The sequence below is a fragment of the Paenibacillus xerothermodurans genome, from assembly GCF_002220865.2.
Taxonomy (GTDB): domain Bacteria; phylum Bacillota; class Bacilli; order Paenibacillales; family NBRC-103111; genus Paenibacillus_S; species Paenibacillus_S xerothermodurans.
This window is the reverse complement of sequence record NZ_NHRJ02000001.1, coordinates 382,546-406,462: the sequence shown is the minus strand read 5'-3', so window position 1 is coordinate 406,462 and position 23,917 is coordinate 382,546. Positions and strand designations below refer to the sequence as shown.

Here is a 23,917-nt window from a genome sequence, read left to right as displayed (position 1 = left end):
TGTCTCTGCTCACTTTTTATTCCGGATTGGTGCCGATGCTTCGGATTCGCCTTGCTGATTTACTGCCGCTACTTTATAGTAGCCTGCATAGTTCGCTGCATAGTATCGGAACTCGGTGCCGCTGCTCACAGTGCCGAGCTTTTTGTAGCTTCCTTTTTCCCTTTCGCTGAAGTAGATCACATACTTGTCCACTTTTTCCCTCGTCGGATTAGACTTCCAGCTCACGATGAGCCCGGCTCCGCTGCGCTTCAATTGAACATTGGAAGGTGCCGTGGCCTCGACCGGGGAGGAGGATAGATCTTCCTTATCGTCTCCGCCGCCGCTGTTATGCCCAGCAGTATCTTCGTCCATGAGATTGGTACTGCCATTTGCGCCCGGTAGTGCAGTGCTTTCGCCGCCGTCTGCTGCGTCATCCCTGCTGAATTGTTCGTCCGCGCGAATGTTGTCAGCGCCGCTGTCGTGCGACGAAATCAGATCCAGTCGTGTGCCGTCAGTAAACGAGGCTTTGCTCGGCTCAGATTCTTTTCCCGCCACGTCAACAGCTGTTACATAATAGCCGATTACGCCTTTTCGGGACGTTTTATCCGTGAACCTCGTTGCTGCGCCTGCATGCACCACATTCCCGTTCACACGTGCAAACTCGCCTCGGTTGATCGAGCGGTACAGTCGATATCCCACCGTGTCCGGGCTTGAGCTCGCCTGAAACGTGATAACGCTTGTGTCCCCTGAATGGGTGGCCACCACGGTCGTGGGCGCGTCAGGCGCCTTCTCGTCATCTACCCGAGGGTCTACCGCAGACGGAGCGTCATCATCGTAATCCAGAGGCCGGTAGCTCTCGATGGAGCGGCGGCGGTCCTCCGGAACCTTGTTCATAATACTTGACAGTTCATTAAGCAGATCGTTGATAGATTTTTCCCGTTTGATCACGGTTTTGGTAGTCACAAACTCCGCTGGAGTCGACGGCTGTGCAATATAGTTGATGTTGTTATAACGGATGAGCGACAGCCTGGTGAACACATCGTACTCCTCCGTGGGAATATACTTCTTGTTGAAAATATCTGTGTTGAGACGTCCTGATTTCGTTGTCGCCTCGCTTGGCAGCTTGCCGGAATAGCCGGATACCGTCATTTCCACGATATTTTCCGGCCGCGCGAACTCCGTAGTTTTAAAGTAATTCGGTTTTTTGTCGATCGCACCGTCCATGACTAAGGCCCATATGTTTTTGGCGCGATTGGTACCGCCTGTCGTTTTACTCAGCTTATGGACGGGTGAATCATACCCTGCCCAGACGCCCAACGTGATGTCCGGAGTGTAGCCCATATACCAGGCGTCTGCGTCATCTTGCGTTGATCCGGTTTTTCCCACGGTAGGAATTTTGCCGTAGTGCTTAAATTTGCCCATCAAATCCACAGCTGTGCCCGCGGTGACGACTGTTCTCATCATATCTGTCATGATATATGCCGTCTCTTCAGAGAATACTTGGGCGGGTTTAGGCTCATGGGCATAAATGGTTTTGCCGTTCGAGTCGGTGATTCTGCTAATCATATGTGCTCGATTAAAGGCTCCTTTGTTGCCGATTGCAGCGTAAGCATTGGTTAGCTCCTTCACCGATGTGCCGTATTTCAGTCCGCCGATGACGCCGGTCTGCGCATAATAATCATCTGGCGTGATCGAACTGATTCCGAGTTTTTTCGCCAAATCCCACGCCTGCTCGATGCCAACAACGTCCAAAAACAGCTTGATAGCCGGAATATTGTAAGACTGGTTCAAAGCTTTGCGTGCCGTCACCAAGCCATGAAATTTGTTGTTCCAGTTTTCCGGAATGTGATAGCCGTTTGCGCCGTTTTTCAAAATCACTGGCACATCATCAATAATAGATGCGGGCTGAATCGCGCCTTTTTCTATCGCCGGCAGATAAGCCGCGATCACTTTCATAGTCGAACCCGGCTGCCGATAGGCTTGAGTAGCATGATTTAACTGCTCTTTGAAAAAGTCCCGCCCCTCCATCAAGCCAAGGATGGCGCCCGTTTTGTTGTCGATCATGACAGCTCCTGCTTGTTCCATGCCTTTCACCGGATCATCAGGGCTGAAGTTGCCCGGATTTTTCGCGATGTCCCGCATCAATTTATATATGTCTTTATCTATCGTCGTATGTACGTGGTATCCGCCGCGGCTGAGATGCCGCTGAGCGCTCTTTAGCGCTGCGCTGTAAGCCTCAGGATTCGATTCCGGGGTCAATGTGGGATTCTCTGCTGCTAGCAGTGCTTTTGCCGCCTCTTTTTCCACCTCGATCATGAGGTAAGGATACACGGAATACGCTTTTTCGACAGGCTTGGCAAGTGAGCCTCGCAGGTCGAAGTTCAGCGCTTCCTGGTACTGCTGTTGATCAATTTTGCCTTCCTCCAGCATTCTTCGCAGCACCAGCTGCTGCCGTTCTACAGCACGCTTGAATGCCGCTCCGTCAAAGTGTCCCTTGCTGTCGAACGTAGAATAATTGCTCGGCTGTTGGGGGAGGCCGGCCAAGTAGGCGGATTGCGCGATGTTCAGCTGGTTGAGGTCGGAAATATCAAAAATGCCTTTGGCAGCGGCTTTAATCCCATACAGGTTATAGCCGGCCGAACCGTTACCATAGGGGATTTTATTCAGGTAAGCCAACAAAATTTCATCTTTGGACATAAGGCGTTCCATGCGCATAGAGAGAAAAATTTCTTTCGCTTTACGGCTGTCCTGCTTGTCAAGCGTTAAAAATACACGGCGCGCCAGCTGCTGCGTAATCGTGCTGCCTCCGGTTTGAATTTCCTGTCGCATCAGCTTCTGGTATACGGCTCGTGCCAGCCCTTTCACATCCACGCCGTGATGCTCGTAAAAGCGGTTGTCCTCAATGGCAAACACGGCATCCAGCACCTGCTGAGGAATATCTTCAAGCTTCGCCATTCGGCGGTCTTCTTCTGCGCGCAGCTGTCCGAGCACGGACTCATCGTTGAAGTATACGAACCCGGTCATAGCATTTTGCTGCACTTGCGCCGTCATCGTTTCCTTGGGCCGTACCGGATCCTCTCTGACAAGCGCCGACACGTAACCGAATGCTGCGCCGCCCGCCAAGCAGCCTAGCACAATCCCGGCTATGACCACCCATTTTAGCGTAACCAACGTATATCTAATAATTATGGCCAGCATTCTCAACACCTTACCTCTAGTCGACTCCGTCTCCATACGAATGAAAATCCTCCCGATTTTTGGCAAACTTACTCAAATATTATATCATAGCTGGTAACTACTGGGCACTAGTACAATCGCGCTAGTGGCCTATCAGGTTTGACAACTCATACATGCTGTGTTATAAATCTTGTAATCACATATCACACAAATGCTTTGATGGACTTGGCCGCGCAGACTGCTTATCAGCCCGTGGGCCGCAGTAGAACAGGGTGCCTAGCTTGCAGAGAGCCGGTGGATGGTGCAAACCGGTACTTGCCCTTGGATCGAATTACTTGTCCGGAGCAGGGGAAGGGAACGCTTGAAACCGTAATTTGTCATACGGTGTCGTAAGCCAGTAGCTTCCTGCCGGTGCTAGCCGTTATCGTGAATTAAGTGAAAGCAAATTAGGGTATGCAGTCATAGCGCTGTTACCGTCAAAATGCTTTAATTAGGGTGGTACCGCGAGCAGCAGCCTTCTCGTCCCTTGTGGATGAGAAGGCTTTTTTGTTATTTTCAACAATAGAAAGGGCGAGTAATCATGGATATTTTGCAGGAGTTACAGTACAGAGGGTTAATACACCAGCTGACCGATGAGGACGGCTTGGCTAAAAAGCTGAGCGAGGAGCCCGTGGTGCTGTATTCGGGCTTTGATCCAACAGCTGACAGCTTGCATATCGGCCATCTACTGCCGATTCTGTGTCTCAAACGGTTTCAAATGGCAGGTCATATACCGGTCGCATTAGTCGGCGGCGGCACTGGCATGATCGGTGATCCGAGCGGTAAAGCGTCCGAACGGACGTTAAATTCAAAGGAAGTGGTGGCGGAATGGACTGAAAAGCTCCGCTCTCAATTGTCCCGCTTTTTAGATTTCGAGGCGGAAGGGAATCCGGCCCGCATGGCTAATAACTATGATTGGCTCGGGGAACTGAATGTTATCACGTTCCTGCGTGATATCGGCAAGAATTTTTCGGTCAACTACATGCTGGCCAAGGATAGTGTGGATTCGCGTCTCAGCAAAGGCATCTCATTTACCGAGTTCAGCTACATGATTCTACAGGCATACGACTTTTACAGACTGAACAACGATATCAACTGCTCTCTGCAAGTAGGCGGAAGCGATCAGTGGGGTAATATCACCGCGGGGCTTGAGTTGATAGGCAAAACCACCGGCCGACAAGCATTTGGCTTGACGATGCCGCTTGTGACCAAGAGCGATGGCACCAAATTCGGAAAAACCGAGGGCGGCACCATTTGGCTGAATGCGGACAAAACCACTCCTTACCAGTTTTATCAGTTCTGGATCAACACAGATGATAAAGATGTCGTGAAATTTTTGAAGTATTTTACGTTCCTGACGCCGGAGCGAATTGAGGAATTGGAGGCACAGGTTCAGCAATCTCCGGAGAAGCGGGAAGCCCAGCGCGTCCTAGCCCGCGAAGTCACAGAGCTCGTGCATGGGGAGGAGGCGGCACTTAGCGCCATCAAAATCTCTGAAGTGCTGTTCAGCGGCAATGTAGACACACTGACAGGGCGGGAGATCGAGCAGGCGTTCCAAGACGTGCCGTCCACAGAACTCACGGGAGGACAAGAGATCGGGCTGATCGACCTGCTGATTGCAGTTAAAGCGGCTCCATCCAAACGTCAAGCGAGACAGGACATTGAGAGCGGCGCGGTATCGTTGAACGGTACGAAGGTCACCGACTTAGACAGCACGGTGCGGGCTGCTGACGGATTGGAAGGGAAATATATCGTTGTTCGGCGGGGAAAACGCAACTACTATCTGGCTAAATTTGACTAAAGGCTAGCCGGTGGAACTTAACCGAATATATGGTGCACAAAAAAAGCCTTGGCTGCGATATAAGCAACCAAGGCTTTTTGCTATTGCGATTAACGGCTGTAGAACTCGACGATTTGCTTCTCATCGATTTCTGGCGGAAGCTCTGCACGTTCTGGAAGACGAGTGTACTTACCTTCCACGGCAGCATCGTTGAACTCGAGGTAAGCCGGCAGGTAGTTACGATTAGCCAAAGCTTCTTTAACAGTGGCCAGATCACGGCTTCTTTCACGCAGGCCGATTACATCGCCAGGGTTTACAAGATAAGAAGCGATGTCAACCTTTTTGCCGTTCACAGTTACGTGGCCGTGAGCGACTAATTGACGAGCGCCCGCGCGGGAGTGAGCAAAACCCATGCGGTAAACAAGGTTGTCCAAACGGCTCTCCAACAAAATCATGAAGTTTTCGCCCGCGATACCTTGTTGTTTCGTAGCTTTGTCGAACAAATTACGGAATTGCTTTTCGTTTACCCCGTACATATGACGCAGCTTTTGTTTTTCTTGCAGCTGGATGCCGTAGCCGCTCAGCTTCTTACGTTGTCCAGGGCCGTGCTGACCTGGAGGGAAAGGACGTTTCAATTCTTTTCCTGTGCCGCTGAGGGAGATACCCAGACGACGGCTCAATTTAAATTTAGGACCTGTGTAGCGTGCCATGTATAATGAGCTCCTTTTTCCACAATGGATTTAATTTTTGGTTGTCATTCTCTCGGGTGAAGCATACGCTTGATTTTGTTTGAAGCCGTAGTATTAGTGCATGCCCGGCATCAGTCAGGAATTTCAGCCGCTGTCCTTCCAGCAACAAAATCTATGAGGGTGACGCATACTTCCACCAATCAACACACCCTGTTGGGTTGTGTTCATTCTCGACTTCTAATTTTATAAGAATTACCCTGACTATGTCAAGAGAAAAGGAAGCTTTTTAGAGCCAATTGTTAAACTGCTAGTTATACTAATATCGCATTCGAGGCATACTGAGCGAAGTTTGTGTCAGAGCGGCTGACGTATGTACGCTCGCATCTTCTCTCTATAACGCCTGGATCGGTGAAAGTCATAAAGGAAAGTGATACAATGAACAGAGGGGGAGCGTGACTTGGATAATTGGAATGTCCATCATTTGTCCGAAATGTTTGAAACATGGGGACTTTGGGGACATGCGGCGGGCGCGCTGCTGGTATATATCCAGACGCTGGTGCCGGTATTGCCGTTCCTCGTGGTGGCAGGCGCGAATGTCCTGATATTCGGCTTCTGGCTTGGCTTCATAGTGAACTACGTTATGACCGTTCTGGGAGCTGTCACCGCGTTTTGGATTGCCCGGCATTACGGCGGCGGTTGGTTACATAGAAAATTGGCAAAATACAGTTATCTCAATGCATTCAGTAGCAAATTGAAGCGGCATGGCTTTTTTTACATGACCCTCTCACGCTTCATTCCGATGATCCCTTCCTTTGTGATAAACTACGGCGCCGCGTTGATGAAAGTAAAACCAAGGCACTTCGTTTTAGGTACGATTGCCGGCAATTTGCCGATGATCTTTTTAGAGTCGCTGGTAGGTCATGATTTGCTGTACTTTCAGCACAATAAAGGCAGGCTGATGCTGCTCGGAGCGATCTTCGTTATTCTTTTTTTGATTGGCCGGGCGGCGAAGAAGAAATGGCTGCAAACGCGCTGAAAGCGTATCATATGAACTAAGAAAAAAGGAGAAGAAATATGCGGGATCCTCGATTGAAAACACTTGCCAAAAACATTGTCGGCTATTCGCTGGACGTACAGCCTGGCGAAAAGGTGCTGATCGATATGATCGGCTCTGAACGGGAATTCGTTGTCTGCCTGATTGAAGAGGTGTATGCCCGCGGGGGGCAGCCGTATGTAGAACTGCTCGATCCGGCGGTACAAAATGCACTGCTGCAGTCCGCCACAAAAGAGCAGATTCAACACTGGGCCGCGATGGACCTGCGGCGCATGCAGGATATGAATTGTTACGTCGCTGTGCGTGCAGGCTCGAATGTGAGCGAGCTGTCCGATGTACCTGAGTCCCAGATGAAGCTGTATGATTTACACTATCGTAAGCCTGTCCACTTGGAGCAGCGGGTGAAAAACACACGTTGGGTAGTCATGCGTTATCCGAATGCTTCCATGGCGCAGCTGGCTGGAATGAACACATCTAAATTCGAAGATTTCTATTTCGACGTGTGTAATCTTGATTATGCTAAAATGGCGGCTGCGATGGAGCCGCTGCATCAGCTGATGGAACGGACCGACCGTGTGCGCATCGTAGCGCCGGGCACCGATCTGCGTTTCTCCATCAAAGGGATAGGTGCGGTTAAGTGCAGCGGCCGCAGAAATATCCCGGACGGCGAGGTATACAGCGCTCCAATTCGCCGTTCCGTCGAGGGGACCATCGCTTATAACACACCGTCGGTTAACAGCGGCTTTACGTTTGAGAACGTCACCTTCCGGTTCGAGCAAGGCAAAATTGTGGAGGCAAGCAGCAACGATACGGAACGGTTGAACGACGTGCTCGACACCGATGAAGGTGCACGCTATATCGGCGAATTCAGCCTGGGATTCAACCCGCACATTTTAACTCCGATGAAAGACACATTATTTGATGAGAAGATCGCGGGAAGCTTACATTTTACCCCGGGGCAAGCATACGAGCAGGCAGACAACGGCAACCGTTCGGCTGTGCATTGGGATCTGGTGCTCATCCAGCGGCCGGAATTTGGCGGAGGGGAAATATATTTCGATGATGTGCTGATCCGCAAGGACGGGAGATTCGTCACACCGGAGCTCGACGGACTGAATCCGGAGCGTCTCAAGTAACTGTCACTTCGCGTGCGGCGCAAATAGTTGTTGCGTGTTATTGTTTTCCAAGGTAAAATCAGAAAAAGAAAGCGATTCATCCCAGAATATAAGTATTTTTTTCGCATGGAGGGATTCCAAATGTCAAGTGCCAACAACGCAGCTATCGTAGAAATTTCCCAAACCGCAAACAAATTTCGATCTTCTATCGTGTTACAGTACGACAACAAGTATATCGATGTAAAGAGTATCCTAGGCTTGTTCACCACCCTCTTGACGAGCGGTAATTATGACCTGCATGTGCACGGTCCGGACGCGGATGAAGCCAAAAAAGCCATGTCCGAAGTGTTCGCAAAGCACAATTTGCAAATCAACAGTATCCAGGACTAGAAGCAACAAGGCATTTCTATCGACTGATGGAAATGCTTTTTTTGTGCGCCAATATGCAAGGCCGCACGGTGAACAGTAATTCACCCAGTCGCCTCACTTGTGTATTCAGTCAATTTCGACTAATATAAAGCTATGAAACTCGCAGGGCACAGGGGAGGAAGTTTGATGTCATCATCCGATTTGTTACTGAGCTTATCGCAGAAAGCTATTCATCTTCTTCAGGAAGATGCGGATAAAATTGAAAAACTCATCGAAGTGCAGATGAAAAATTTGACTACACGCCAATGCCCTCTGTATGAAGAGGTATTAGATACGCAAATGTACGGACTCTCCAGAGAAATCGATTTTGCAATCCGGGCGGAGTTGATCAGTGAAGCTGCAGGGAAGATGATCCTGATAAAATTGGAACGTAATTTAGCAGAGCTGTATGAGGCATTGAGCAGCAAATAGCTGACTGCCGGATACTTTGCACAACCTACTGAATACCCAAAAAGGCCCCGTTATCTACGAACTTAGGTAGGACGTGGCCTTTTCATGTTTGCGAGCCAGGCATGGATGACATCTGGCACCCGGCCGCGTGCATTGGTGAAAGCTACACCATATAGAACGCGATCCCGAGGATGCCGTATACCACCAGCAGCAGCACACCCTCATACCAATGTGTTGTCCCATCCTGTGAGATCGACTTCGCTATGATCACCGCGACACCTATCGCAACCAGCTCGAAGGTAGTGAACACAATGTTCATCGGATGTCCGAAAAACAAGGAGATGATAACCAGCACAGGCGCCACGAACAGCGCGATTTGAAGCGAGCTGCCAACGGCGATCTCGATGGCTGCCCCCATCTTGTTTCTACGCGCTAGTAGAATTGCTGCGCTGTGCTCCGCTGCGTTACCGACAATTGCAATAAGAAAGGCTCCGACGAACAACTCAGAAAGTCCGAATTGATGTGAAAAAACCTCAAGGGTGCTGACCAGCCATTCGCTTTGGACCGCGACCATTGACGTAGCCAGTATCAGAAACACAATGGACAACCGTTTCGACCAAGCGGGCTCCCCGTGCTCGACGATTGGGTCACTCAATTCCTTTTTGTGTGTAACCATAGAGAACAACAACCACAGCAGATAGGCGACGATTAGAATCACTGCCACGAAAAGGCTGAGGTTGAAAGTCTCGCCGTCCGTTAAGCTGCCCACGAAAGCCGCCGGTATGAAGAGCGTGATCACTGCAAGCAGCATGAGCGACCCGTTATGACTGGCTAGCTTGACATTAAAATGCTGTTCTTTGAATCTTAATCCTCCCAACAGCACGCTGAGTCCCAGCACCAACAGCAGGTTGCCGATGATGGAGCCGGTGATACTCGCCTTGACAATATCGAATAGTCCGTCCTTGACCAGAAAAATAGCGATGATGAGCTCCGCTGCGTTGCCGAAGGTTGCGTTTAAAAATCCCCCGAGCCGTTCGCCGGCATAATGCGCCACGCTCTCGGTTGCTTTGCCAAGGAAGCCTGCCACAAACACGATTGCAACACAGGAGATCGCAAATTGAACAATGGGTGAGAGCAGGCCTGAGTAATGAGCGAAAGCACTTAGTGTAAAACTGCCGATCAACCCAATCTTGAATGCATGCCGTTTCACAATGGATCACCTCTTGTGGTAAAGTATACCTAACTGAGCAAGCCTACATTTGTACCCGTTATCATTGCTGGCGTAAGCAGCGCACATTTTCATAAAGGGGAGATTAGTACAATGGATTTGTATCTGTCGGGCAAAACCGCGGTGGTTACCGCATCAAGCAAGGGCTTGGGAAGAGCGGTTGCGGAGCAGCTGGCCGCGGAGGGGGCGAATCTGCTGATTTGCAGCAGACGCGATGATGCTATTCAGGCGGTTGCTAAGGAGCTGCGTGCGCAGTTTAACGTCAAGGTCGAGGCGTTAGGAGTCGAGTTGGGCAGCGCACAGGATATCCAACGTTTGACATCGTATGCTGAAGAACGCTTCGGCACGATCGATGCACTGGTATGCAATAGCGGCGGTCCGCCAAGCGGCAGTTTTCTTTCTTTTGATGATGAAGCATGGGAGAAGGCGTTTTTAGGTAACATGATGAGTGTGGTTCGCCTGATCCGAGGTTTTCATCCGCTGTTTAATGAGCAGGGTGGACGGATTGTGACTATCGCCTCCACGTCAGTAAAAGTTCCAATTCCCGGTCTGGTGCTGTCCAACACGTTTCGCACTGGCGTCTTGGGCTTGATGAAGACGCTGGCCAGCGAGTTTGCCGAGGATAATATATTGTTAAACACGGTTTGCCCCGGACGCATCGAAACGGACAGACTCGTCGAGCTGGATAATGTAAGGGCTGAGCGTGAACAAATCTCGCTGGAAGAAGTCCAGAAAGCTATGACAAAGGACATTCCTTTGGGTCGTTACGGGCAGCCGCAGGAGCTCGCGTCCATTTCCGCATATTTGCTCTCCCCGCGCAACAGTTACATGACCGGATCTGTATTTTACGTGGACGGCGGTGCTGTAAAAGCGATGTAATTTGGGAGGCCGGATTACTCATGCCTGCAGCTGTCCGGATGTTGCTTTCCATCTGGTAAGTCATTACAATATATTTTATAACCCCCTAAGGAGTGATCCGTATGTCCGAAGAAATTCAAACTGGTCTAATTCGCATTTCAGATGATGTGGTCTCGACAATCGCAGGCTTAGCTGCGCTGGAAACTCCTGGGATAGCCGGTATGTCAGGAGGCATTTCCGAAGGGTTAGCCAAACGCTTGAGCGGCAAAAATGTACAAAAAGGCGTGTCTGTCGAAGTAGGGCAGTTGGAAGCGGCTATTGATTTGCGCGTTATCGTCAACTTTGGCAGCAAAATTCAAGACGTGTGCTTGGATCTTCAGCAAAATGTGCGTGAGGCCGTGGAAAACATGACGGGATTGACTGTGATTGAAGTCAATGTAAAAGTGGAAGGCGTCGCATTCCGCGAAGATGAGGTAATCGTGGATGACGCGCATCGGGTAAAATAGCATAATGATGATTACATAAAAACAAGAGAGCCGGCTATGCTCTCTTGTTTTTTTCTTTTTCCGGTTTGTTGTACTCTCTTGAGATGCTTAGCAAAATGCCAAGACTCGCAAGGGTGATAAGCATAGAGGAACCGCCGTAGCTGATTAATGGCAATGTGACCCCAGTCAATGGAATGCTGCTGGTGACGCCGCCCAGGTTGATCAATGCTTGCACGCCAATCATTCCGATAATGCCGATGCTCACTAAAGTGCCGAACATTTCTTTGCATCGTAGGGCTACCAATACGCCGCGCCACAGAAAAGCTAAATACACCAGCGCAAATATTGCGGCACCGATAAAGCCGAGCTCTTCTCCAATGATGGAAAAGATAAAGTCGGTGTGTGCTTCCGGCAAATAGTGCAGCTTCTGGATACCTTGTCCGAATCCCGCTCCCGTGATGCCGCCATGCCCGAACGCATACAACGACTGCATCAATTGATAGCCTGTGTCGGACGGATCGGCCGAAGGATCTAAGAAGGCGGTGAGACGGGCGATGCGATAACTTCTCTCCGGTTTCAACATAGCTGCAGCTATGACAACCGATGCCAGTGCGGCCCCGGCGGTACCCAAATAGAAAATGTGCTTCAGGTTGGCGCCGCCCACGATGATTACAATGAGCGAAGACAGAACCAGGATAGCCGTTGATCCCAGGTCGGGCTGCAGCATAATCAACCCGGAAATGAACACCACAATTGCGAGGCCTGGCAAGAGTCCTCTCTTAAAATTCAACATCTTGTCTTCTTTTTTGCTGATTAGTGCCGCTAGATAAAGAATTACTGCGAGCTTCGCAAACTCAGACGGTTGAATGTTTCCCAAGGGGCCCATTTCAATCCAGCTTGTCGCTCCATTCACCTCTTTGCCTACGACCGGTACCAACAATAGTATAATCACCACGATAACAAACGCGGGACCAATCCATTTCTTGATCTTGCGGTAGTCGATGTTCATGAAAAAAAACATGGCTACCGTACCCACAGCAATCCAAGCCGCTTGACGTATCGCCAAGGAGGATGGATCGTTGAGCATAGTAGCCGTTTTCACATCGTAGTAATACGACATACTTGCACTGAATACCATGGCTAAGCCGAAGCTAACTAATAGAAAAGTTAAAAAGAGCAGTAGAAAATCAGGTGTACCTCGTTTTTGGGGAGTCATGTCTCACCTCGCGTTATTGAGACAATTGCGTTTTTAATTCGGCCAGTTTTTTTTTCGCGACATTCATGATCGCATCTGGAATGGGCGATTGATAGTCCAAGCCGTGCGGGAATGTTGCTTTGCCGATATAAACGTCTTCTATGTAAAGAATAGCATATGGGGACTCGAGCTTACCGGATTCCGCCCGGGTGTTCACACGTAAAAAATAGTCGCCGCCCGCGGCTTCGTCTTCGATTTTTAAATCATAGGTTGCACGCGTGTATTCCCACTGCCAACGCACGAATCCGAGGCTCGTCGTTACCTCGTCCAAGTGAGCGAGATCGCTTTTTAGTCCTTTGACGCCGCTGTTTTCGATAATCACTATGAAAGCCCTCCTAAAAGTCAAAATCCATGTTTCTCCTTTCATCATGATAGTATGTTTCCTAGAGTTGTGCAAGCTTAATGCGGCAATGCAGAGGTGCCCTATGAATAAAGTTTGAAATGCATGTGGCACATTTTGGTGAAAGACCGTGACTTCTCTGATATGATAAACGATATAGCTAAGAACGGGGGAAACGGGCTATGGAAACGTTATTGCAGGCAATTGATCACCTGTATCCGGATATGGTGAGGTGGCGCCGCTATCTCCATCAGCATCCTGAACTGTCCTATGCTGAACGGGAGACAGCGGCCTTTGTCGCCCGTCACTTGCAGGACTGGGGGCTGGAGGTAAGTACCGTACCGGGATGCCACGGTCTGATCGGGAGGCTGCGGGGCAGAGGCAGCGGCCCCACAGTGGCGCTGCGGGCGGATATGGATGCGCTGCCCATCCAGGATGAAAAGCAATGCGAGTATTCGTCGCTCACTGCAGGCGTGATGCATGCGTGCGGCCACGATGCGCACACTACTGTGCTGCTCGGTGTCGCGAGAGCCATGTCGCTTCACCGCGATTTGCTGCATGGCGATGTAGTGTTCTTGTTTCAACATGCGGAAGAGGTCAGCCCCGGCGGCGCAAATACCATGATTGCGGCGGGTGCATTCGACGGAGTTGACTATGTGTACGGAATTCATTTGTGGGCGCCATTCCCTGTAGGCTCCGCTTACTGCAGGGCCGGTCCAATGATGGCTGCGGCGGATGAGTTTGATATTACGGTGCAGGGCAGAGGAGGGCATGGAGGCCTGCCGCATGAGACCGTGGACAGCATTATAGTTGCTTCGCAGCTCGTGGTCAATCTGCAAACCATTGTTAGCCGCAGCGTGGATCCGACCCAGCCGTGTGTTGTGTCGGTTGGTTCATTTCATAGCGGCACGGGCTTCAACGTGATCGCTGAGCAAGCCGAATTAAAAGGTACCGTGAGAACGTACGACCCGGAGCTGCGCAGCAGAATACAACACAGGATGGCGCAAATCATCGGGCATACCGGCTCAATGTTCGGTGCCGACGTCCGGTTCGACTACAAGCTCGGCTACCCGCCGGTCGTGAACGATAAGGGCGAGGTGGAACGTTTTTTTAGAGCGGGCGGCAAGGTGATTGACGTGCAGGAGTCACCTTTGATTATGGCGGGCGAGGATTTTGCCTATTATCTGCAGCACTGCAAAGGATGTTTTATGTTTGTCGGTGCAGGCAATGCGGCGGAGGGCATTATTTATCCGCATCATCATCCGAGATTTGATATCGATGAATCAGCCATGCGTGACGCCGCACGGTTATTCATCAGTATGGTGTGGGACTGCCAACTGGCTGGGGCATAGTGGGTGATCTGACCGATAGCTGCTGGAGGTTACGCATTGGCACTGTTTTTTTGGGAAAGTCTATACACGTGCGCGAGCGCTGCCCGCTCGATTGCGGTGGGGCACTGTTTGCCAGCTTAACTGTGTAGGAGGGGATCGGTCCTTGGCAACGCCCAGCGTGAGGGACATCATGACAAAGGAATGTGCTACCGTCACTTTGAAGGACAACGTGTACGAAGCTGCTGTGAAGATGAAAGACCATGACACTGGCTTTATTCCTGTGCTCGATGGCAGAAAATTGATTGGCGTAATTACTGACCGTGATCTGGTACTTCGCGGATACGCAGACAAGAGAGAAGGTTCGGCTGCGATTAGGGAAGTGATGAGTAACGTGGAGCTCACCACAGTTTCACCTGAAACCCCCGTGGAGGAGGCGGCCAAGCTGATGGCGCGCCATCAAATCCGCCGGCTGCCGGTAGTGGAAAACGGGCAATTCGTAGGCGTCGTCTCCATCGGAGACTTAGCTGTCCGTTCCAGATTTGAAGATGAGGCGGGGAGTGCTCTCGGCGAGATCTCGGAGGAACATCCGGATATAGTAAGGACGCATTAACGGAACATCGTTCTCCTGCGGGTCAGGAGGACGTACTATTTTTTCTTTGTGTCAAAAGCGGCATCGTAGTTTTTCCACAATCCTTTGCCCTGCTTGCGCGCTTCAGCCTGGTCCTGCTTAAAATCATCTACGTATTTCACATTCGGCGGAAAAGTGGCTAATCTGGCATAACCCTCTCTCAGCAAAGTGCTATTATACAATTCATCATCGATCCATACATAAGCTAACAGCCGATCGTATTGGTCCTTCCGTTCCACATCCCATTCCAATGCCACGTACTTGTTCTCCAACCGTTTTTTCGAGTAATCCGCAGCCTCTTTACCGTAATACATGACCGGAGTGTTCGGCTTTTTGGTCTCCGGAGTGTCGATGCCGATGAGGCGTACCTTTTGCTTCTTTCCATCGAGCACCACATCGAATGTGTCTCCATCGACAACGCGCTCGACCTTTACTTTTTCTCTCTGGTCAGTAGCGGAGGAAGAATTGGTGCAGCCGGCAGTCCAAATGCTAAGCAGGATAAGAATCGCGGCTGCCAAAGCCGTAGTATGTTGTTTCACTTTTACAAATCACCTCTAAGTAGCGTTCCGCTGGGATGCAGCCGTTCCTCATTGTAGAACCTGCCAGGCAGCTTGTAAAGGCCGCTGGGTTTAATTTGATTTCATTGCCCTCATACTACATGGTATGGAAAGCAGGCTGGGAGGGAATATATCGCACATGGTTTTAACACGCCCGCTGGTAGTACAGAGCGATTTGACCATATTGCTTGAGGCTGATCATCCTGATTTCGAAGCGGTACGGGCCGGCTTGTCCCGTTTTGCCGACTTGTTGAAGAGGCCGCAGCATCTGCACACATACCGTATGTCGGCCTTGTCCCTATGGAATGCGGCAGCTGCTGGACTGACTGCAGAGGAGATCACCGGATTCTTGGAGGAGCAGGCCAAGTTCGGTGTTCCAGCCAACATTAAACAAGACATCCGTCGTTTCATGCAAAGGTACGGCCTATTGCGAATGGAGAGCACAGGCGCAGATCTGCTGTTAACATCCGATGATGCTGCGGCGATCAAAGAGATGTGCGCGTATAAAACGCTTCGCTCGTACGGTTTGAGTCAGGTCGATGAATACACCCTGCGATTCTCAGCTCCCTATCGCGGTCTGTTGAAGCAGGAGCTGATAAAGCTCGGCTATCCGGTGGAGGATTTGGCCGGTTATTCGAGAGGAGAGGAGCTGCAGATTCGCCTGAAGCCGCGGGCCGGTACGGGGCAGCCGTTCGAGCTTAGGGCTTATCAAATAGCAGCAGTGGATGCATTTTATCGCGATGGCAGTACGCTTGGCGGCAGCGGGGTGCTCGTGCTTCCCTGCGGGGCGGGCAAGACAGTGATCGGGATTGCGGTGATGGGCAAATTGAATTGCGCCACGTTGATCTTGACCAGCAACACGACGTCGGTTAACCAGTGGAAGCGAGAAATTTTGGACAAAACCGAAGTGGCGGAAGATATGGTGGGCGAGTACACCGGGGCAAAAAAAGATGTTCGTCCGATCACTGTCGCTACCTATCAGATACTAACGTACCGCAGGACAAAAGATGAATTGTTCACCCATATGGATCTGTTTAACAAGCGTGATTGGGGGTTGATCGTGTACGACGAGGTGCATCTGCTGCCTGCGCCGGTATTTCGCGTGACCGCCGATATCCAAGCGACAAGGCGGCTGGGACTGACAGCGACACTGATACGCGAGGACGGACGGGAGGAAGACGTATTCTCGCTGGTTGGGCCGAAGCGCTATGAGATGCCGTGGAAGGAGCTGGAGGCACAAGGATGGATCGCATCCGTCAGCTGCATGGAAATCAGAGTGGCGCTGCCGGCACAGGAACGGCACGCTTACATGAACGCGGAGCCACGGCAGCGAATGCGCATTGCGAGCTTGAATTCGGCGAAGCTCGAATTGACACGTGAACTGCTTGCCAGACATCGCGGAGAGCAGGTGATCGTGATCGGACAGTATCTCGACCAGCTGAAGGAAGTCGCCGAAGTAATTCAAGCCCCCTTTATCTATGGTGAGATGCCCTATCAGGAGCGGGAGGAGGTGTACGGCCGATTCCGCAGACGAGAGCTGAAGACGATTGTGGTGTCAAAGGTTGCTAACTTCGCAGTGGATTTGCCTGACGCGGCCGTGGCGATCCAGATTTCCGGAAGCTTTGGCTCACGGCAGGAGGAAGCGCAGCGGCTCGGCCGTATTCTGCGCCCAAAAACAAATTCGAATGAGGCGTTTTTCTATACTTTAGTGTCCAGCGACACGCGGGAGCAGGATTACGCTCTTAACCGCCAGCTGTTTCTGATTGAACAGGGCTATAAATATTCAAGCGAGGAGTGGGTACCTGACAGCTCTGACATGGCAAGGTCAGATGCTGCGGCTGTGGGCGCCGAACATAAGGCCGCAAAGATCAAACCGGAGGAGGTTGTATCCTAATGAACCATACATTTTATTTCGGCAAAATGCCGCAGGAGCTCCGTAGGACAATCGAGGCGCAGCCTGCATACGCAGCATGGTTGGATAGGGGCCGCACACTGCTGTCTATTTGGTCGGACAGAACGATTATGGCCGGCATCTATGAACAAATGACGCCAACGGAAAAATCGGTGCTGCACATTGTGGTCGGCTCTATCGGCACCGAACCTTTTGATTGGATCAGACTGGAGAAGCTTACCTCAAGCGTTATGTCCGGCGCGGAAGCCAAGGTAGGTTTTTTACTACTGCTCCGAAAAGGTTTGATCTATATGTTCCGCAAAAGCTGGGGCGAACATGTATACGCACTCGCCGAAGATGCTCTCGTGTTATGGCAGGAGATTCTCTTTCAAGCGGAACTGAGCGATTGCCTGCCTGCGGATTGCGCGGGCGTTGAGCCGGTTGACAGCCGTTTCAGCAGCCTCGCTTCTCTTATATTTGATACACTGGTTTTTATCGGCCAGCAAGAGCTGCGCCTGACAAAGAATGGTACGCTGCATAAAAAACAGCTGGTAAAATGGGAGCAGATAACAGATTTGACGGCGGAATCCTTCAGCGGACTCAATCTCAAATATGCGCATCCGGAAGTGTATCCCGTTCAACTCGCAGTGATGATGGAGTTTTTGCACAAACTGCGGCTGGTGGAGCAACATGAAGATATGCTTTGCTTGAGTGCACCCGGGCTGCATAGCTGGCTTGCTCTTAGCGAGCATGAACAGAGCAGGCGATTGTACGCCATATGGAGGACAGCGGTCTGGCCGGGGCCGGCTTGGCTGCAGCATGCGGCTATCCTGCTTGAACGGCAGCCTCCGGACCGTTGGTTTACTGTGATGAGCGTGCTGAACTGGCTGCGGGCACAGGGGATGCTTTCAGCGTTTGGCGATCTATCAGAAACAGCACTGGGTGTACGCATAGAACAGGAATGGATGGCTCCACTCCTTGCATTCGGTTTCATTGAGCAAGGCAGGGACGACACAACGGCCGGAGCTGCGCTGTATCGTTGGTGTTCTCATCCAGTGTGGGCGGTAGAAGAGCCGGCGGGAGACAGCCGGTTCTACGTGCAGCCTGATTTCGAAGTACTTTTGCCGCCAGCTGTGAGTCACGCTGTCCGGTGGGAACTGGCCGTCATCGCACAGAAGCTGAAGTGCGATCAAGTGTCTGTATACAAGCTGACTAAGGAGAGCATACAGTGCGGGCTGGAGCACGGGCGTCGGCTCGAAGACACGCTGCTTTTTCTCGAACGGCACGCTATGTACGGAATCCCTGAAAATGTACGTCATACACTCGAACAGTGGGCGAAGCCGTTTGGTAAGGTTCAGCTTGCCCAAGTATTGCTGCTTCGCTGTCAGGACGATGACGTGGCGGAAGCAATAGGGAAGCTGCCTGACGTTGAGTCGTGCTTGATTGAAAGGCTCGGACCACGCGCCTGGATCATCCGCGCGGAGCAGCTGAAGCTGTTAGCCGCGCAGCTCGAGAAAGCCGGCTGGATGCCAGGTAAAATGACACTATTGGACAGCGGCGGCGGCTTGAGCGTGAATACCAGTAGGCAGGAAAGCGGCGGCTTCAGCTTGGATACCAGCAGGCAGGACGGCGGCGGCAAACCACTGTTTCCAATGGCTCTACCGCCGAGTGGTACAGCGGGGCCTGCGGTAGCGGGTGGTGATCGGCTGTTTACTGCAGCACCGGGATTCATTTTCTCCCGGCATGCATTAGTTCACCTGGACATGGAGACCAAAGTCCCTGAGATCCGCGATTTATACCCTGGACTGCATCAGCTGCCTCAGAGCTGGCTGAAGGATTACCGGAGGTATCATGACTCTACCCGCAGAGAAATAGTGGAGAAGGCGTTGGAATGGCAAGCTGCATTGCAAGTTCGTCACTCTGGCAGGGACCAGGTGATTGCACCAAGAAAACTGCAGGACACACGCGGTACTTGGAGTGTGACAGGCCTCGAGCGATCACAGCTTGAGGAAGTGTGCCTGTTCCCGAACGATTGGCAGGAGATGAAGATCATTCTGCCTGGCATCAACGAGAATAATTGATACAACAAAGCAATCCAATCTGTGGTATGATAGACTTGTCTGACAAACAAGAATATGTGCAAGGCAGGTGCTATCGTGGCAATAACAGAGGCTCAAACGTTAGACATGTCTGCAATTCTCATGCGGGCGTACGATTTGGGAGATATGATTAAGCTCTCCGCGGAAACTGCGGATTACCTATATTGGAAGCAGCGCAAGGATAACGACCCTGAAGCGGCTGCGCTTGTCAAGCTTCTGCAGAAGAAGAAGGAACTATTTGAGGAATGCCAACGTTTCGGACATTTCCATCCGGATTATCATGCCGCGCTGGAGCAGGTGCAGAACATCCAAGATAAGTTGGATGCGGTGGAGTCCGTTCGGCAATACAAGAAAGCAGAGCAGCGGCTCGATGATCTGCTTTATAATGTTTCACAATTGATCGCTCACAGCGTATCCGAGACGATAAAAGTGCCGAGCAACGACCCGCTGGCGAGCGGCGGCGGCTGCTCATCCGGGAGCTGCTCCACAGGCGGGAGCTGCAGTGGCGACTGTGGCTAAGCGACTCTGGCGAGGACTGCCGTCGGATCCCCCGTTGAATCAAAAATGGAGAGAAGGTATGGACATGATATTTACAGATCGAAGCGGCTTGATCGTTTGGATTAGCGATCTGAAGGCCGCCACCAAACAATTGGACCGGTATGGCAGCGTTCATTTTATATCCAAGAAACTGCACTACGCCGCTATGTATGTGCATGCTGCAAAATTGGAAGACACGATCAAACAGCTGCAAAAGCTGCCGTTCGTAAAAAAAGTGGAACGTTCTTACCGCAACGAACTTCCAACGGAATATAACAGCAATATGCCTGATAAAACGCAATTTTACCCTATGTGACCACGGCGGGAACGCAAGCCGCAGGGAACGCGCCTGTCTCTCCGGATAACGTACATGTGATAGAGCAAAGACCTGGCCCCGGCCAGGTCTTTTTGTTTGAATATACGCTTCTGCCGGTTCGAGTTTATCCGCTCTTCACATCGCTAAAAATCTCGCAAACCTAAAGATTTTTTTATTTGGCATCCTATTTTGCATTTAGTAAAATGAGAGCAGCAAAACTAGGAGGAAAGAACCATTCTTATGGAACCAGGTAAGGATCATGCGCTTATGAGGGATAGAACAGCAGGCGGAAGCAGCTGTGAACAAGCGAAATATGTGACTCTCGGGGACAGGCACATTGCGGAGATTATCATTACAAATCACGCGCGGCACCGTTGGGTAAGCCGTGTGGAGAGTGCTAAGACCGGCTTTACCGACATACGTAAATGTTTCTGGAATTGTTTGAGGTCCGGGCGGATTCAACCATACTATAAGAACGAGCACGATGTGTATGTTGTTGAAGATGATCTCGTGTTGGTAGCTGAATTCACGGATTGGGACGCGGGCGCAAACTGTGCTGCTCCGCGGCTGCAGCGCATGGTCATGGTAACCTTTCTGGGGTGGATGTCGGAAACGATCGAACTGAGTGATCTTTGGCTAAGGCATTCACGAAGAATGACGCTTCTGAAAAACGGGCGTAAACGCCGTTGAAGCTGCACAGCATGTAACAAGCATTCCGTATTTTCCCGGCATGCTTTTTTTAATTTTGTTATAATACAGGTACCAAGGATCGTTGGAGGTACGCGGACAATGGCACTTAATTTTCATCAGCTGCATATTTTTTACACCGTGGCGGAGAAGGGCAGTTTTTCTCACGCGGCTCAGGCGCTGCATATGACGCAGCCGGCGGTTACCATGCAGGTGCAGTCGCTCGAGGACTACTTTGGCACGAAACTGTTCCACCGGTCCACGAAAAAGATTGAACTGTCGGAGGCGGGCAGAACGCTGCTGCCTTACGCCAAGCGCAGCATCGATTTGATGAAGGAAACGGATGTCAGTATGTCCAAATTCACGCATATGCTGGAAGGCCGGCTCCATCTGGGGGCCAGCATGACCGTCGGGGAGTATATACTTCCGCGATTGCTAGGGCCGTTCGGCAAGGAGTATCCGAACATCTCGGTGAGCATGAAGGTGATCAACACCAAACAGCTGTTGGACGAAGTGCTGAATCATCAGCTGAATTTCGGATTGGTTGAAGCCGAGGTGCATCATCCGGATGTCCACACGGAAGCGGTAATGAATGACGAGCTGATGCTCATCGTGCCGCGTGACCATCCACTAGCACAGAAAACCGAGATAACAATGGAAGAGGTATTGGAATATCAGTTTGTGCTGCGGGAGCAAGGCTCAGGCACCAGGCGCGTAATGGAGGAAGAGATGGCCAAGTCCGGATTCGACCCCGGGGCGATGAAAATTGTCATGGAACTGGGCAGCACCGGGGCGGTGAAATCTGCGGTGGAAGCGGGGCTCGGCATCTCTATTCTGTCGCAGTCTTCGTTGAAGCACGAAGCCGCACTTGGCGTGCTGGCTGTCAAGCGAATAGCAGACATTCGGTTTTCTCGAAGCTTTTACGCGATTTATTTGAAATCCACGCTTCTGCCGATATCGGCCGTGACATTTATGACCTTTCTGCGTGAAAGGGATCTGAGTCAATGGTTATGATTTGATCGCACGCGTTTGCAGACGGGTTAAATCGTGAAAACTTATGATAAGCATCACCATTGCAGCTATGAGGGGGATTTGTAATGCAGTACGTGGATTTACATACGCATACATCTGCATCGGATGGTACGCAGCCGCCGGCGGAAAATGTGCGGCTCGCCGCAGAGCTGGGGTTGGCAGGCGTGGCGGTGACTGACCATGATACGGTGGCCGGTATTGAAGAAGCGCTGCGTGCAGGCCGCTCGTTAGGGATCACTGTCGTGCCCGGCGTTGAGATTAGCACGGTGTCCGGTGGTGAGGACATTCATGTGCTTGGATATTTTATAGACCATACGGATGAACAGTTTTTGGAGCGGTTGGCCGAGCTAAGAGCCGTTCGTGCCCGCCGCAATGAAATGATGCTCGAACGGTTGAATGAGCTGGGCGTAAAAATAACTATGGACGATGTGCTGGCTTCGCTGTCCAAGACAGCGGACGAAACGATCGGGAGGCCGCATATCGCTGACGCAATGATGCGCAAAGGCTACGTTGGCTCTTTGGCCGAGGCATTCGAGCGTTATCTGGGCAAAGGAGGCGCGGCGTATTTAAATCCGCCCAGAATCGAGCCCGCGACCGCAGTGAAGTGGATCATGGAGGCAGGCGGCGCCCCGGTGCTTGCACATCCAGGGTTGTACGATCAGGATGAGCTCATACCGCAGCTTGCCGAGCAAGGGTTGGCCGGATTGGAGGCCTACCATTCCGATCATTCTCCGGAGCAGGAAGACCATTACCGGACGATTGCGGAAGGTTTGGGATTAATAATCACGGCAGGCTCTGATTTTCACGGGGAGCGGGGCGGTGTTGTATTCCACGCGCCGATCGGCTCCCGTCGGGCGCAGATCGATGTAGTGCACCTGTTGTCGGAAGCAGCCGGGCGTCACGACTCCGGCGGTCCGTCGCCGGTCCGTGGGCGGGAGGCAGAGCAGCATGAAAATACGTAAAGCGATTATTCCTGCAGCAGGCCTTGGGACCCGTTTTCTTCCGGCTACCAAGGCACAGCCCAAGGAGATGCTGCCCATTGTGGACAAGCCCGCAATTCAATATATTGTGGAGGAAGCGATTGCGGCTGGAATCGAGGACATCATAATCGTCACCGGGCGCAACAAGCGGGCGATCGAAGATCACTTCGATAAATCCATAGAGCTGGAAATAATGCTCCAAGAGAAAGGGAACCGCGAGCTGCTGCAGATACTCCAGACGGTATCCAATCTGGCTGATGTCCATTACATTCGGCAAAAGCAGCCGCTAGGCCTGGGGCACGCTGTGTTGTGTGCTCGCAAGTTTATCGGGAATGAGCCGTTCGCTGTGCTGCTGGGGGATGATATCATCCAATCTGATCCTCCTTTGTTGAAACAAATGATGAGTGTCTACGAGCAAACTCAGAAATCCGTTATCGCGGTCCAAGAGGTAGCATGGGAGGACGTGCACAAATACGGTATCATTTCACCTGCTCCGGCAGCAGGTCCATATCAGTTAATCGCGGATTTGGTGGAAAAGCCGGATCGCGCGCTCGCGCCTTCAAACATGGCTGTTATCGGCAGATATATTATTACACCTGAGATATTCCCCATCTTAGACAGCTGCCAACCCGGCCGGGGCGGAGAGATTCAGCTCACCGACGCGCTTCGCATTTTAAACTCGACCCAGCAAATGGCGGCTTATCCTATCACAGGCAGACGGTATGATGTGGGGGACAAGCTGGGATACATTGAGGCTACCATTGAAATGGCACTCCAGCGTGAGGATCTGCGGGCGGATTTGACAGCATACTTGCAGCAGCTAACGGAGGGTTGGGAGAAAGCCGCTAATTAAGAGTGGCTCCATATGCACTTGTGCCATCATCACAAATAACTCATCGAAAAAAAGCATGTCGCACGAGTTGGGACTGACCAGGACTGACCCAGTAACTCTGCGCATGCTTTTTTATGTTGGGTATGTGAGAGCGCATCCGACTCAGCATGTGTGTCGCTCACTAGAGACATGAATCCAACTTCGCCTGC

General features: G+C 51.3%; 23 protein-coding genes. 17 read left to right on the top strand and 6 right to left on the bottom strand.

Going from position 1 to position 23,917, the window contains the following annotated elements; translation table 11 throughout:
- Window positions 1-9 precede the first annotated feature (9 nt).
- Window positions 10-3,213, bottom strand: coding sequence for a transglycosylase domain-containing protein (locus CBW46_RS01875; RefSeq protein ID WP_089198323.1), 3,204 nt, complete (start codon window positions 3,211-3,213; stop codon window positions 10-12).
- A gap of 523 nt (window positions 3,214-3,736) precedes the next feature.
- On the opposite strand from CBW46_RS01875, the gene tyrS reads away from it, so the two are divergent.
- Window positions 3,737-4,996: a tyrosine--tRNA ligase gene (gene tyrS, locus CBW46_RS01870; RefSeq protein ID WP_089198322.1), complete on the top strand. Its 1,260-nt coding sequence runs from the start codon at window positions 3,737-3,739 to the stop codon at window positions 4,994-4,996.
- An 89-nt stretch (window positions 4,997-5,085) separates the two neighbouring features.
- Here tyrS and rpsD read toward each other — a convergent pair whose 3' ends face one another.
- A complete protein-coding gene (gene rpsD, locus CBW46_RS01865; protein ID WP_089198321.1) occupies window positions 5,086-5,685 on the bottom strand; it encodes a 30S ribosomal protein S4 in 600 nt (199 codons plus the stop codon).
- Window positions 5,686-6,121: 436 nt separating this feature from the next.
- On the opposite strand from rpsD, the gene CBW46_RS01860 reads away from it, so the two are divergent.
- The 4 genes from CBW46_RS01860 to CBW46_RS01845 all read left to right on the top strand — a co-directional run bounded on the left by CBW46_RS01860 (window position 6,122) and on the right by CBW46_RS01845 (window position 8,673).
- Complete coding sequence (locus CBW46_RS01860; RefSeq protein ID WP_089198320.1) at window positions 6,122-6,700, top strand: TVP38/TMEM64 family protein; 579 nt, start codon at window positions 6,122-6,124, stop codon at window positions 6,698-6,700.
- 38 nt (window positions 6,701-6,738) lie between these two features.
- Window positions 6,739-7,854 carry an aminopeptidase gene (locus CBW46_RS01855; protein ID WP_089198319.1) on the top strand — a complete coding sequence of 372 codons (1,116 nt, stop codon included), beginning with the start codon at window positions 6,739-6,741 and terminating at the stop codon, window positions 7,852-7,854.
- Window positions 7,855-7,974: 120 nt separating this feature from the next.
- A complete protein-coding gene (locus tag CBW46_RS01850) occupies window positions 7,975-8,223 on the top strand; it encodes an HPr family phosphocarrier protein (RefSeq protein ID WP_089198318.1) in 249 nt (82 codons plus the stop codon).
- A 165-nt stretch (window positions 8,224-8,388) separates the two neighbouring features.
- Window positions 8,389-8,673, top strand: coding sequence for an Fpa/YlaN family protein (locus CBW46_RS01845; RefSeq protein ID WP_089198317.1), 285 nt, complete (start codon window positions 8,389-8,391; stop codon window positions 8,671-8,673).
- A 142-nt stretch (window positions 8,674-8,815) separates the two neighbouring features.
- Here the strand turns inward: CBW46_RS01845 and cax are convergent, their stop codons facing one another.
- On the bottom strand, window positions 8,816-9,862 hold the full coding sequence (gene cax, locus CBW46_RS01840) for a calcium/proton exchanger (protein WP_207802219.1): 1,047 nt from the start codon (window positions 9,860-9,862) through the stop codon (window positions 8,816-8,818).
- A gap of 111 nt (window positions 9,863-9,973) precedes the next feature.
- Between cax and CBW46_RS01835 the strand changes: the two genes are divergently transcribed.
- Window positions 9,974-10,759 (top strand): SDR family oxidoreductase, encoded by a 786-nt coding sequence (locus tag CBW46_RS01835; protein ID WP_089198315.1) that lies wholly within the window; start codon window positions 9,974-9,976, stop codon window positions 10,757-10,759.
- 101 nt (window positions 10,760-10,860) lie between these two features.
- The gene (locus CBW46_RS01830) at window positions 10,861-11,244 is read left to right on the top strand and encodes an Asp23/Gls24 family envelope stress response protein (protein WP_089198314.1); all 384 of its coding nucleotides are present in this window, start codon (window positions 10,861-10,863) and stop codon (window positions 11,242-11,244) included.
- A 34-nt stretch (window positions 11,245-11,278) separates the two neighbouring features.
- Here CBW46_RS01830 and ftsW read toward each other — a convergent pair whose 3' ends face one another.
- Window positions 11,279-12,439, bottom strand: coding sequence for a putative lipid II flippase FtsW (gene ftsW, locus CBW46_RS01825; RefSeq protein ID WP_089198313.1), 1,161 nt, complete (start codon window positions 12,437-12,439; stop codon window positions 11,279-11,281).
- A gap of 13 nt (window positions 12,440-12,452) precedes the next feature.
- Complete coding sequence (locus CBW46_RS01820; RefSeq protein ID WP_089198312.1) at window positions 12,453-12,800, bottom strand: YugN family protein; 348 nt, start codon at window positions 12,798-12,800, stop codon at window positions 12,453-12,455.
- A gap of 200 nt (window positions 12,801-13,000) precedes the next feature.
- On the opposite strand from CBW46_RS01820, the gene CBW46_RS01815 reads away from it, so the two are divergent.
- Complete coding sequence (locus tag CBW46_RS01815) at window positions 13,001-14,170, top strand: amidohydrolase (RefSeq protein ID WP_089198311.1); 1,170 nt, start codon at window positions 13,001-13,003, stop codon at window positions 14,168-14,170.
- Window positions 14,171-14,339: 169 nt separating this feature from the next.
- The gene (locus tag CBW46_RS01810; RefSeq protein WP_089198648.1) at window positions 14,340-14,759 is read left to right on the top strand and encodes a CBS domain-containing protein; all 420 of its coding nucleotides are present in this window, start codon (window positions 14,340-14,342) and stop codon (window positions 14,757-14,759) included.
- 35 nt (window positions 14,760-14,794) lie between these two features.
- Here the strand turns inward: CBW46_RS01810 and CBW46_RS01805 are convergent, their stop codons facing one another.
- Window positions 14,795-15,316: a thermonuclease family protein gene (locus CBW46_RS01805; protein WP_089198310.1), complete on the bottom strand. Its 522-nt coding sequence runs from the start codon at window positions 15,314-15,316 to the stop codon at window positions 14,795-14,797.
- Window positions 15,317-15,473: 157 nt separating this feature from the next.
- Between CBW46_RS01805 and CBW46_RS01800 the strand changes: the two genes are divergently transcribed.
- From CBW46_RS01800 to galU, 8 genes are all read left to right on the top strand, one after another.
- Entirely contained in the window at window positions 15,474-17,228 is a 1,755-nt protein-coding gene (locus CBW46_RS01800; protein WP_089198309.1) for a DNA repair helicase XPB, read from the top strand.
- Entirely contained in the window at window positions 17,228-19,306 is a 2,079-nt protein-coding gene (locus CBW46_RS01795) for a helicase-associated domain-containing protein (RefSeq protein WP_089198308.1), read from the top strand. Before CBW46_RS01800 ends, CBW46_RS01795 begins: the two co-directional genes overlap by 1 nt.
- 75 nt (window positions 19,307-19,381) lie before the next feature.
- A complete protein-coding gene (locus tag CBW46_RS01790; protein WP_089198307.1) occupies window positions 19,382-19,843 on the top strand; it encodes a YlbF/YmcA family competence regulator in 462 nt (153 codons plus the stop codon).
- A 67-nt stretch (window positions 19,844-19,910) separates the two neighbouring features.
- Complete coding sequence (locus tag CBW46_RS01785) at window positions 19,911-20,177, top strand: YlbG family protein (RefSeq protein ID WP_089198647.1); 267 nt, start codon at window positions 19,911-19,913, stop codon at window positions 20,175-20,177.
- A 267-nt stretch (window positions 20,178-20,444) separates the two neighbouring features.
- Window positions 20,445-20,867, top strand: coding sequence for a hypothetical protein (locus tag CBW46_RS01780; protein ID WP_089198646.1), 423 nt, complete (start codon window positions 20,445-20,447; stop codon window positions 20,865-20,867).
- A gap of 99 nt (window positions 20,868-20,966) precedes the next feature.
- Window positions 20,967-21,878: a selenium metabolism-associated LysR family transcriptional regulator gene (locus CBW46_RS01775; protein WP_089198306.1), complete on the top strand. Its 912-nt coding sequence runs from the start codon at window positions 20,967-20,969 to the stop codon at window positions 21,876-21,878.
- Window positions 21,879-21,961: 83 nt separating this feature from the next.
- Entirely contained in the window at window positions 21,962-22,858 is an 897-nt protein-coding gene (locus CBW46_RS01770) for a PHP domain-containing protein (protein ID WP_089198305.1), read from the top strand.
- A complete protein-coding gene (gene galU / locus CBW46_RS01765; protein WP_089198304.1) occupies window positions 22,845-23,729 on the top strand; it encodes a UTP--glucose-1-phosphate uridylyltransferase GalU in 885 nt (294 codons plus the stop codon). The genes CBW46_RS01770 and galU overlap by 14 nt, the downstream gene beginning before the upstream one ends.
- The last annotated feature ends 188 nt before the right edge of the window (window positions 23,730-23,917 follow it).

What these genes read in the sequence shown, in the direction of transcription:
- CBW46_RS01875 (WP_089198323.1), bottom strand. Translation starts at nt 3,213, where the DNA reads ATGGAGACGGAGTCGACTAGAGGTAAGGTGTTGAGAATGCTGGCCATA.
- CBW46_RS01830 (WP_089198314.1), top strand. Translation starts at nt 10,861, where the DNA reads ATGTCCGAAGAAATTCAAACTGGTCTAATTCGCATTTCAGATGATGTG.
- CBW46_RS01795 (WP_089198308.1), top strand. Translation starts at nt 17,228, where the DNA reads ATGAACCATACATTTTATTTCGGCAAAATGCCGCAGGAGCTCCGTAGG.
- ftsW (WP_089198313.1), bottom strand. Translation starts at nt 12,439, where the DNA reads ATGACTCCCCAAAAACGAGGTACACCTGATTTTCTACTGCTCTTTTTA.
- CBW46_RS01800 (WP_089198309.1), top strand. Translation starts at nt 15,474, where the DNA reads ATGGTTTTAACACGCCCGCTGGTAGTACAGAGCGATTTGACCATATTG.
- CBW46_RS01780 (WP_089198646.1), top strand. Translation starts at nt 20,445, where the DNA reads ATGAGGGATAGAACAGCAGGCGGAAGCAGCTGTGAACAAGCGAAATAT.
- CBW46_RS01815 (WP_089198311.1), top strand. Translation starts at nt 13,001, where the DNA reads ATGGAAACGTTATTGCAGGCAATTGATCACCTGTATCCGGATATGGTG.
- tyrS (WP_089198322.1), top strand. Translation starts at nt 3,737, where the DNA reads ATGGATATTTTGCAGGAGTTACAGTACAGAGGGTTAATACACCAGCTG.
- CBW46_RS01770 (WP_089198305.1), top strand. Translation starts at nt 21,962, where the DNA reads ATGCAGTACGTGGATTTACATACGCATACATCTGCATCGGATGGTACG.
- CBW46_RS01850 (WP_089198318.1), top strand. Translation starts at nt 7,975, where the DNA reads ATGTCAAGTGCCAACAACGCAGCTATCGTAGAAATTTCCCAAACCGCA.
- CBW46_RS01845 (WP_089198317.1), top strand. Translation starts at nt 8,389, where the DNA reads ATGTCATCATCCGATTTGTTACTGAGCTTATCGCAGAAAGCTATTCAT.
- CBW46_RS01855 (WP_089198319.1), top strand. Translation starts at nt 6,739, where the DNA reads ATGCGGGATCCTCGATTGAAAACACTTGCCAAAAACATTGTCGGCTAT.
- CBW46_RS01775 (WP_089198306.1), top strand. Translation starts at nt 20,967, where the DNA reads ATGGCACTTAATTTTCATCAGCTGCATATTTTTTACACCGTGGCGGAG.
- galU (WP_089198304.1), top strand. Translation starts at nt 22,845, where the DNA reads ATGAAAATACGTAAAGCGATTATTCCTGCAGCAGGCCTTGGGACCCGT.
- CBW46_RS01835 (WP_089198315.1), top strand. Translation starts at nt 9,974, where the DNA reads ATGGATTTGTATCTGTCGGGCAAAACCGCGGTGGTTACCGCATCAAGC.
- CBW46_RS01810 (WP_089198648.1), top strand. Translation starts at nt 14,340, where the DNA reads ATGACAAAGGAATGTGCTACCGTCACTTTGAAGGACAACGTGTACGAA.
- rpsD (WP_089198321.1), bottom strand. Translation starts at nt 5,685, where the DNA reads ATGGCACGCTACACAGGTCCTAAATTTAAATTGAGCCGTCGTCTGGGT.